We start from the raw sequence: 10,312 nt of genomic DNA, 5'->3' as shown, positions 1-10,312 counted from the left end.
GCGTGAGCCGGTCGACGATCGCGTCACCCTTGGTGGCCCGCTTGCCGTCGAGGTTCTTGGCCGCGAGCGAGAGGGTGTGCTTGCCCTTGGTCAGTTTTCCTTTTGTTTCTTTTTTTTCCCCCCCCCCCCCCGCCGCTGAGGTTCAGTTCGGGGTGTGGGTCCGGATCAGCGTTCCTTGAAGGTGCCGGTCTTGACGGGCTTGTGCTTGCCGTCCTTGACCTCGTAGACGGACAGCTGCTTGTTGGTGGTGTCGCCGTACTTGTCGAAGGCGACGTCGCCGGTCACACCCTTGAACTTGACGTCCTGCACGGCTTCGGTGACCTGTTTGCGGGTCTCGTCGATGTTGTCGGGCAGCTTGCCGTCGTTCTTCTCGACGACTGCCTTGACCGCCTGGATGATCGCCCAGGCGCTGTCGTAGGAGTAGCCGCCGTATGCCTCGTAGGGGAGCTTGTAGCCGGCCGCCTTGTAGTCCTTCATGAAGGTCTTGGCAGTGTCGAGGGTCTCCAGCGGTGCGCCGACGGAGGTGGCCAGGTCGCCCTCGACGTTCTTCTTGCCGAGCTTGATGTACTCCTCGCTGTAGAGCGCGTCACCGCCGACGACCAGGGCCTTGGAGCCGGCTTTGCTGATCTGTGCGCTGAGCGGGGCGCCGGCCGGGTACTCGCCGCCGTAGTAGACGAAGTCGGCCTTGGACTTGGCGACCTTGGTGCCGACGGCGGAGAAGTCACGGTCGTCGGGGTTGATGTGGTCGGTGCCCACGACCTTGCCGCCGAGCTTCTTGAACTCGTCGGTGAAGGTGCCGGCCAGTCCCGCGCCGTAGGTCTTCTTGTCGTCGATGATGTACGCCTTCTTGAACTTTCGCTGGTTGTACAGGTACTGGGCGGCGTACGGGCCCTGTACGGCGTCGGTGGTGGAGGTGCGGAAGTAGGTGTTGAACAGCCGCTTCTTCTCCCCCTTCTGCCAGTTGGGGCCCTGGGTGAGCTCGGGGGCCGTGTTGGCGGGGGAGATCTGCACCAGGTTGGCGTTGCCGAAGACCTTCTGCATGGACTGGCCGACGTGCGAGTTGAGGGGGCCGACGACGCCGGCGACCTGCTCGTTGCCGACCAGCTTGGTGGCGTTCTGCTGGCCGGTTCCGGCCTGGCCCTGGTCGTCGAGCGACTCCAGCTTGAAGGTGACGCCTTTGACCTCGTTGTTCTTGTTGGCCGTCTTGACGGCGAGCTCGCTGGAGTTCTTGATGCCCTGGCCCAGTGCGGACAGGTCGCCGGTGAGCGGGGCGTCGACGCCGATGACGACAGTGGTTTTGTCTCCGCTGTCGCCGCCGCCGCTCTTGTCGTCGCGCGAGCCGCACGCTGACAGGGTGAGGGCTCCCACCGTGACGGTGGTGGTGAGTACGAGCAAGGAACGATGACGCACGATCAGTCCTTTCCCCAAGGCGCGGCCCCCATGGAGTGAGTGGCCGTATCGCGCGCCGGGCCGTACGTACGGTCCTGATCGGAGCTTGTCGGTGTTGCGCCCGGCGGCGCGGTGACTGGCGGTGACTCTATGGCCGCTGCCATGCGGTCGGGCAGAGGTCGGATCCATGATGTGACTCTCTTGTTATGACCGTCACGGAACCGGCAGCCCGTAGCCGGTTCACCCCGGCAGGTCCGATATGACGGGGAGATGGCGGACGCGTTTCCGGCCCGGAAGCCGCAGCTGGGTCTGCAGGTCGCCGATCATGGGCGCGAAGAGGGTCCGCATACCGTACGGAACACGCGGGTGAGTGCCCGCGCGTAGCGGTCCCCGGGGATGAAGCTGAGGTCCTGCGACGCCCGAGCGTTACGCAGCGTAACGTCCAGGAAGGGAAGCCGCGCCCGCATCGGCAGGTCCCGGCAGGAGGTGACCCGCGCCTTCACCCGCACCCTCTCGGCCTGTCCCGGCTGCACCGTCACCGCCCGCGCCGGCGAGAGCTCCATCGTCACCGCCGCGTACTCCTGAGTGACTCGCCGTACCAGCACCGGATCCTTGGTCACTGCCCGCAACTCGACCCGGAAGCTCCGCTTCTCGATGTCCACGTCGGTGATGCGTACGAAGCTCATTCGCGTACTGTGCACCGGGTAGGGCACTTTGTGCCGCTCTGCGTGGGCCGGGGGAGCGGTCTTGCGGGGGTCGGCGAGGAGCACGTAGGCCGCCGCGCCGGCGAGGAGGAAGCCGAGCGCGAGGGAGACGGTCAGATACCGGACGCGCCGGGACAGCGCGTCCCAGCGCTCGGAGAGCCGGGGTCCGTCACCGCCACCCCCGGTGAGTACGTCGGCCATGTCGTCCCCCACTCGTTCCGCCGCAACGGCACCACGTCACAACGGGGAGGGTTGGGGGCACCTCCCGGTCCCGAAGATTGGGGGAGGAACCGGGGGCGGCGCAACCCCTATGCGTCACGCAACAGGCAGGTGAGCCGCGCCGTGCACACCCGGCGCCCGCTCTCATCGGTGATGACGATCTCGTAGCTGGTCATCGTCCGCCCGCGGTGCACCGGCGTGGCCACGCCCGTCACCAGCCCGGAGCGCGGCCCGCGGTGATGGGTGCAGTTGAGGTCCACCCCCACGGCGGCCTTGCCGGGTCCGCCGTGCAGCATGGCGCCCACCGATCCCAGCGTCTCGGCGAGCACCGCGGAGGCCCCGCCGTGCAGCAGCCCGTACGGCTGGGTGTTGCCCTCGACCGGCAGCGTGCCCACCACCCGCTCGGGCGCCGCCTCCAGGATCTCCAGCCCCATCCGCTCGCCCAGCTTCCCGGCCGAGAACAGCGCGGGCAGGTCGACCCCCGACCCCGCCCACTGGTCCAGGACCTCCTGGGGGAACTTGGTCGTGGTCTGCTCGCCCATGTGCCGCTGCTCCGATCCGCGCTGTTCAACCGGCCGATCCGAGCTTAAGCCCGCACAGGCGTCACTCGGCCGCCGAGGGAGTGAGCCTGATCACGATGGACTTGCTGGCGGGGGTGTTGCTCGTATCGGCTGTCGCATCCAGCGGAACCAGCACATTGGTCTCCGGGTAGTACGCGGCGGCGCACCCGCGTGCCGTCGGGTAGTGGACGACGCGGAACCCGCGCGCCACCCGCTCCCTCCCGTCGCTCCACTCGCTGGTGAGGTCGGCGTACGAGCCGTCCGCCAGCCCGCACGCTGCCGCGTCCTCGGGGTGTACGAGCACCACGCGGCGGCCGTTCTTGATGCCCCGGTAGCGGTCGTCGAGCCCGTAGACGGTGGTGTTGTACTGGTCGTGCGAGCGCAGCGTCTGCAGCAGCAGCCGCCCCTGTGGCACCTGCGGATACTCCACCGGCGCCGCGGTGAAGTTCGCCTTGCCGGTCGCCGTCGGGAAGCGCCGCTCGTCCCGCGGTGCGTGCGGCAGCGTGAACCCTCCGGGGCGGGCCACCTTGGCGTTGAAGTCCTCGAAGCCGGGCACCACGCGGGCGATGCGGTCCCGGATCAGCCCGTAGTCGCCCTCGAACTCCTCCCAGGGGGTCGCGGACGCCTCGCCCAGCACCGCCCGCGCCAGCCGGGCGACGATCGCGGGCTCCGACAGCAGCTGCTCACTGGCCGGCGCCAGCCGTCCCCGCGAGGCGTGCACCATGCCCATGGAGTCCTCGACGGTGACGAACTGGTCCCCACCGCGCTGGGTGTCCCGCTCGGTCCGGCCCAGCGTCGGCAGGATCAGCGCACGGGCGCCGGTCACACAGTGCGAGCGGTTGAGCTTGGTGGAGACATGCACGGTCAGCCGCGCCCGGCGCATCGCCGCCTCGGTCACCTGGGTGTCGGGGGAGGCGGCCACGAAGTTGCCGCCCATCGCGAAGAACACCTTCACCTGGCCGTCCCGCATCGCGCGGATGGCCCGTACGACGTCGTAGCCGTGCTCGCGCGGCGGGGCGAAGCCGAACTCCTGCTCCAGCGCGTCCAGGAACGCGGGCGCGGGCCGCTCGAAGATGCCCATCGTGCGGTCGCCCTGCACATTGCTGTGCCCGCGCACCGGGCACACCCCGGCACCGGGGCGGCCGATGTTGCCGCGCAGCAGCAGAAAGTTGACCACCTCGCGGATGGTGGGCACCGAGTGCTTGTGCTGGGTCAGGCCCATCGCCCAGCACACCACGGTGCGGCGGGAGGCCAGCACCAGCTCCAGGGCACGCTCGAGCTCGGCGCGACTCAGCCCGGTCGCGGCCCGTGTCTCGTCCCAGCCGGTGGTGCACGCGGCCTCGGCGAACTCCTCGAAGCCGTGCGTGTGCTCCCGTACGAAGTCCTCGTCGACGCCGTTCCGCTCCAGGATCATGCGGTTCAGCTCCCGGAAGAGCGCCTGGTCGCCGCCGAGGCGGATCTGGAGGAACAGATCCGTCAGCGCGGTACCGCCCGCGGCCAGCCCCTTGGGGGTCTGCGGGTTCTTGAACCGCTCCATGCCCGCCTCGGGCAGCGGGTTGACGGTGATGATCTTCGCGCCGCCCGCCTTGGCCTTCTCCAGCGCGGAGAGCATGCGCGGGTGGTTGGTGCCCGGGTTCTGTCCGGCGACGATGATCAGGTCGGCCTTGTACAGGTCCTCCAGCAGCACGCTGCCCTTGCCGACGCCGAGTGTCTCGGTCAATGCGGAGCCGGACGACTCGTGGCACATGTTGGAGCAGTCCGGCAGATTGTTGGTGCCGAACTCGCGGGCGAAGAGCTGGTAGAGGAAGGCGGCTTCGTTGCTGGTACGGCCCGAGGTGTAGAAGACCGCCTCATCGGGTGAGGTGAGTGCCGTCAGCTCCTCGGCGATCAGCGCGAAGGCGTCGTCCCAGCCGATCGGCTCGTACCGCTCGCCGCCCTCGGGCAGATACATCGGCTCGGTCAGCCGTCCCTGCTGCCCCAGCCAGTACCCGGACCGCTCGGCGAGCTCGGTCACCGGGTGCGCGGCGAAGAAGTCGCGGGTGACCCGGCGGGTGGTGGCCTCCTCGGCGACCGCCTTGGCCCCGTTCTCGCAGAACTCCGCGGCGTGCCGCTTGTCACCCTCGGGCCACGCGCAGCCCGGACAGTCGAAACCCTCCTTCTGGTTGACGCGCAGCAGCGTCAGCGCGGTCCGTTTCACCCCCATCTGCTGCCGCGCCATCCGCAACGAGTGCGCGACGGCGGGCAACCCGGCCGCGGCATGTGCGGGCCCCTGCACCTGGGGCGCGTCCTGAACCGGATCACTGGAGGGAGCCTTCCGCGTCATAACCCCTGATGGTGCCACTGATCGGCCGCTGTGGGCAGTCGGTGTCCAGTGGACTTTCAGGCAGTGCGCCGACAGTAGCCTTTTGCCCACCCATCGGCCCGCACAGGGCGGCGAGGCGCCCGGCCACACACCAGCGCACCCCGACATTGTCAGACCCGCATGCGAGGATCGGCACGTGGCTAAGAAGGCAGCATCGAAGACGGCACCAAAGGCAACGGCGAAAACAAAGGGCAGCGGCGAGGCACAGCCTCGCCTGATGCTCATGGACGGGCATTCCCTTGCATACCGGGCATTCTTCGCCCTCCCGGCGGAGAACTTCAACACCACCACGGGGCAGCCCACCAACGCGATCTACGGCTTTACGTCGATGCTCGCGAACACCCTGCGCGACGAGGCCCCCACCCACTTCGCCGTCGCCTTCGACGTCTCCCGCAAGACCTGGCGCTCCGAGCAGTTCTCGGAGTACAAGGCGAACAGGTCCAAGAGCCCGGACGAGTTCAAGGGCCAGGTCGAGCTGATCGGCGAGCTGCTCGACGCCATGCGCGTACGCCGCTACGCGATCGACGGCTACGAGGCGGACGACGTGATCGCCACACTCGCCACCCAGGCCGAGGCCGAGGGTTTCCAGGTGTCGATCGTCACCGGGGACCGGGACACCTTCCAGCTCGTCAGCGACAACGTCACGGTGCTGTACCCGACCAAGGGCGTCTCGGAACTGACGCGCTTCACACCGGAGAAGGTGCAGGAGAAGTACGGCCTGTCCCCTGACCAGTATCCGGACTTCGCCGCGCTGCGCGGCGACCCGTCGGACAACCTGCCGGGCATCCCGGGCGTCGGGGAGAAGACGGCCACCAAGTGGATCCACCAGTTCGGCTCCCTGGCCGAGCTGGCCGAGCGGGTGGACGAGGTCAAGGGCAAGGCGGGCGACAATCTCCGCGCCCACCTGGAATCCGTCCTGCTCAACCGCCGGCTGACCGAGCTGGTCCGCGACGTGGCCCTGCCGGACCGCCCCGAGGAGCTGGTGCGCGCTCCGTACGACCGCGACGCGCTCGCCGTCATCCTGGACACCCTGGAGTTCCGCCACCAGAACTTCCGCGACCGCCTCTTCGCCGCCGACCCGGGCGCCGCCGCGGAGGCCGAGGAGCCCCCCACGGCTGACGGCATCGAGGTGGACGGCACGGTGGCGGAGGCCGACGAACTTGCCCCCTGGCTGGAGCAGCACGGGGCCGCCACGCTCGGGGTGGCCACGGTCGATGTGTGGAAGCAGGGCAGCGGCAGCGTCAGCGAGATCGCGCTGGCCGCCGGCGCGGGCCCGGCCGTCTGGTTCGACCCGGCCGAGCTGACCGAGGGCGACGAGCGGGCGTTCGCCGCCTGGCTCGCCGACGCGGACCGCCGCAAGGTCATGCACGACGCCAAGGCGCTGATGCGGGTCTTCGCCGACCACGGCTGGCAGGTGGACGGCGTATGGACGGACACCGCGCTCGCCGCCTATCTGGACAAGCCGGGCCGCCGCTCCTTCGCGCTGGACGCGCTGTCGGTGGAGTATCTGGGCCGCGAGCTGGGCCCCACCGCCGAGGCCGACGGGCAGCTGGCGCTCGGGGTGGACGAGCAGGCCGAGGCGCAGTCCCTCATGATCAAGGCCCGCACCATCCTGGACCTGGGCAGCGCCTTCGAGCAGCGGCTGGAGCAGGTGGGCGCCGCCGATCTGCTGCGCGAGCTGGAGCTGCCGACGTCCGAGGTGCTGGCCCGGATGGAGCGCGCCGGTATCTGCGCGGACCGCGAGTGGTTCACGGGGCTGGAGCAGCAGTTCGCCGACGCGGTGCAGCAGGCGGTCGCCGAGGCGCACGCCTCGGTGGGCCACGAGTTCAACCTCGGCTCGCCCAAGCAGCTCCAGGAGGTCCTCTTCGGCGAGCTGGGCCTGCCCAAGACGAAAAAGACCAAGACGGGCTACACGACCGACGCGGACGCGCTGGCCTGGCTGGCGGCCCAGACCGAGCACGAGCTGCCGGTGATCATGCTGCGCTACCGCGAGCAGCAGAAGCTGCGCACCACGGTCGAGGGCCTGATCAAGACCATCGCCCCCGATGGCCGTATCCACACCACGTTCAACCAGACGGTGGCCGCCACCGGCCGGCTCTCCTCCACGGACCCGAACCTGCAGAACATCCCGATCCGTACGGACGAGGGCCGCGCAATCCGCCGTGGCTTCCGCGTCGGTGAGGGCTTCGAGTCGCTGATGACGGCCGACTACAGCCAGATCGAGCTGCGGGTGATGGCGCACCTGTCGGAGGACGAGGGCCTGATCGAGGCGTTCACCTCGGGCGAGGACCTGCACGACACGGTGGCGGCGCAGGTCTTCAGCGTCAAGAAGACGGCAGTCGACGCCGAGATGCGCCGCAAGATCAAGGCGATGTCCTACGGGCTGGCGTACGGGCTGTCCGCCTTCGGGCTCTCGCAGCAGCTCGGCATCACGCCCGACGAGGCACGGAAGCTGATGGACACCTACTTCGAGCGCTTCGGCGGGGTACGCGACTATCTGCACCGCACCGTCGAGGAGGCCCGCGCCACCGGCTACACCCACACGATCATGGGCCGCCGCCGCTATCTGCCCGACCTCACCAGCGACCAACGGCAGCGCCGCGAGATGGCCGAGCGGATGGCGCTCAACGCACCGATCCAGGGCACCGCTGCCGACATCGTCAAGGTCGCCATGCTCAAGGTCGACGCGGCGCTGCGGGCGGCTCAGCTGCGCTCCCGGATGCTGCTGCAGGTGCACGACGAAATCGTGCTGGAGATCGCGCCGGGGGAGCGCGAGGAGGTCGAGAAGCTGGTCCGCTCGGAGATGTCCACGGCCGTCTCGCTGCGGGCACCGCTGGATGTGTCCGTCGGTGTCGGCCTGGACTGGGAGTCGGCAGCACACTGAAACCGCTCCGGCGGAGCCGAGCGTCCCCCTGGGTGGCAACGTCCGGACGCAGAGGGAACGTTCGCTTCCCGAGGGGGCTTTCAGCCCGGGGGGACGTGCCAAGGGGCGTTCGCCGCCGGGAACGATGGGGAAACAACGGGGCAAACACCGGGAAAACCGGCCGCGAAAGCGGGTCAGAAGCGCCAGAAGTGGCCGCCGGCCGCTGACTTGTGGCCGGGCTCTGCCGTAGGGTCACGGTGATTGCGTCCGAAGGGGAGAGGACGGGGACTACCTATGGCGCGGAACCGGGGCAGGCACGCCGCACAGCGGGCGGCCACCACAGCGGCGGGGCACCGCCGCGGCGGGCTTCGCAGCACCAGATACCGCAGGGGCTTGGGCGGCACCGCGATCGCGGCCGTCGTCATGGCGGCGCTGACCGCCTCCCAGGCGCCCGGTGTGGAACTCGGCGGCGATCACAACAACGGACGTTCGGGCGCCGCGGGTGACCCTGCGCCGGGTGACGACAGCTACGAGACGGAGCTGCCTCCGCTGGAGTCCCCGCACCCGCCCGGTAGTTCGGAACCCGGCGGCTCAGGCGACAAGTCCGGCATACCGACCTCGGTTCTGGCTGCCTACAAGAAGGCCGCCAAGTCGCTCGCCTCCCGCACACCGGGCTGCGGCCTGCGCTGGGAGCTCCTCGCGGGCATCGGCAAGGTCGAGTCGGGGCACGCCCGCGGTGGCGCGGTCGACAAGGACGGTACGACGCTGCGACCCATCCTCGGCCCGGTGCTCAACGGGGAGGGGTTCGCCAACATCAAGGACACCGACGGCGGCCGGTGGGACAGCGATTCCAGCTACGACCGCGCGGTCGGTCCTCTGCAGTTCATCCCTTCCACCTGGAACCGCTGGGGCGCCGACGGCAACGGCGACGGCCGCAAGGACCCCAACAACGTCTACGACGCCGCGGTCGCCGCGGGCGACTACCTGTGCGCGGGCGGCCGTGACCTGTCGAACGGCGGCGACCTGGACCGGGCGATCCTCAGCTACAACAACTCCAGCGACTATCTGCGCACCGTTCTGGCCTGGTACGAGTTCTACCGCAAGGGCACCCACGCGGTGCCCGACGGCGGCGGTTCGCTGCTGCCCACCGCACCGGGCCTCGGCGAGCCCGGCGGCGGCTCGGACAAGGGCTCACCGGAGCGCGGCGGCAAGGGCGGCTCGCACGGCAAGCCCAACAAGCCCAACAAGCCGAACAAGCCCGGCAAGCCCGGCAACGGCGGGGGCAACAACGGCGGCGGAGGCAACGAGGGCGGCGGCGGTCACGAGTCCCCCAGCCCCAGCCCCAGCCCCGAGCCGACGAAGCCGCACTCCATCGAGCGGGTCGGAGCCAAGGAGTTTGCTGCGGTCGCCGGAGAGAAGTTCGCCGCGCGCCCCGCGGTCAAGGCCGAGACCTCCAAGGGCAAGGGCGTCAAGGGCGTCAAGGTCCGCTTCGAGATCCGCGGCAACACCGGCGCGACGTTCGAAGGCGGCACCAAGACCGCGACGGCCACCACCAACGCGGACGGCGTCGCGACGGCGCCCACGCTCAGCGCGGGCAGCAGGACCGGCTCCTTCACCGTGCGCGCGACAGCCCCCGGCAAGGACCTGGGCACCGTCGACTTCGCCGCCTCGGTCACCGCCCCGCAGGCCGACACGCTGGCCCGTACCAGCAACGTCGCGCTGGAGGCCGACAAGAACACGAAGTTCGCGCAGGCCGTGGAGGTCAAGGCCACCCGCAAGGGCAAGGCCGTCGCGAACACCACCCTGACGGCAACGCTGGACAACACCGCCGAGGGCCCGTACTTCAAGGACCCCAAGGGCAAGCCCGTGCGCAGCCTCGCGGGTCTGAAGACGGACGCCAACGGCATCGTCAAGCTGCCCGACCTCTTCGCCGACGACCAGCCCGGCACCTACACCCTGACGCTGAAGGCGGACGGCGGCGCCACCCTGAAGGTGAAGCTCACCATCAAGGGCTGAGGCCGCAGCAGCCCAGCAGAGTGCTCTCCTCGCCCCCGGCGCCCCGGCGCCGGGGGCGAAGGGTTTTCCGGGCGCCCCTTTTGTCGCGGCTGTCGCGGCTGGCGCGGCCGTCGAACCCGTGACGCACTGTTCCCATCCCACGCGGGCGTTGCTACGGTGCGACCGCAGAATTGACGGAGCGTCAGCTCTGTTGCAGTCG

Annotated in this window: 6 protein-coding genes; 2 read left to right on the top strand and 4 right to left on the bottom strand. The window is 69.6% G+C overall.

The features are described from left to right. Positions 1–165: 165 nt before the first annotated feature. The 4 genes from ACTWQF_RS31165 to ACTWQF_RS31150 all read right to left on the bottom strand — a co-directional run bounded on the left by ACTWQF_RS31165 (position 166) and on the right by ACTWQF_RS31150 (position 5,195). The gene (locus tag ACTWQF_RS31165) at positions 166–1,410 is read right to left on the bottom strand and encodes a branched-chain amino acid ABC transporter substrate-binding protein (protein WP_443283081.1); all 1,245 of its coding nucleotides are present in this window, start codon (positions 1,408–1,410) and stop codon (positions 166–168) included. Positions 1,411–1,712: 302 nt separating this feature from the next. Beyond that, positions 1,713–2,294: a hypothetical protein gene (locus ACTWQF_RS31160; protein ID WP_443283080.1), complete on the bottom strand. Its 582-nt coding sequence runs from the start codon at positions 2,292–2,294 to the stop codon at positions 1,713–1,715. 107 nt (positions 2,295–2,401) lie between these two features. Further along, positions 2,402–2,854, bottom strand: coding sequence for a PaaI family thioesterase (locus ACTWQF_RS31155; RefSeq protein ID WP_443283079.1), 453 nt, complete (start codon positions 2,852–2,854; stop codon positions 2,402–2,404). 61 nt (positions 2,855–2,915) lie between these two features. Then, positions 2,916–5,195, bottom strand: a complete 2,280-nt coding sequence (locus tag ACTWQF_RS31150; protein ID WP_443283078.1) for an FdhF/YdeP family oxidoreductase — start codon at positions 5,193–5,195, stop codon at positions 2,916–2,918. A 256-nt stretch (positions 5,196–5,451) separates the two neighbouring features. On the opposite strand from ACTWQF_RS31150, the gene polA reads away from it, so the two are divergent. Both polA and ACTWQF_RS31140 read left to right on the top strand, forming a co-directional pair. After that, complete coding sequence (gene polA, locus ACTWQF_RS31145; protein ID WP_443283088.1) at positions 5,452–8,118, top strand: DNA polymerase I; 2,667 nt, start codon at positions 5,452–5,454, stop codon at positions 8,116–8,118. 273 nt (positions 8,119–8,391) lie between these two features. After that, a complete protein-coding gene (locus ACTWQF_RS31140; protein WP_443283077.1) occupies positions 8,392–10,113 on the top strand; it encodes a lytic transglycosylase domain-containing protein in 1,722 nt (573 codons plus the stop codon). Positions 10,114–10,312 lie beyond the last annotated feature (199 nt).

The organism is Streptomyces sp. 8N114, assembly GCF_052245835.1.
In the GTDB taxonomy this organism is placed as follows: domain Bacteria; phylum Actinomycetota; class Actinomycetes; order Streptomycetales; family Streptomycetaceae; genus Streptomyces.
The sequence above is the reverse complement of the archived record's forward strand: the minus strand, read 5'-3'. Positions and strand labels throughout refer to the sequence as shown.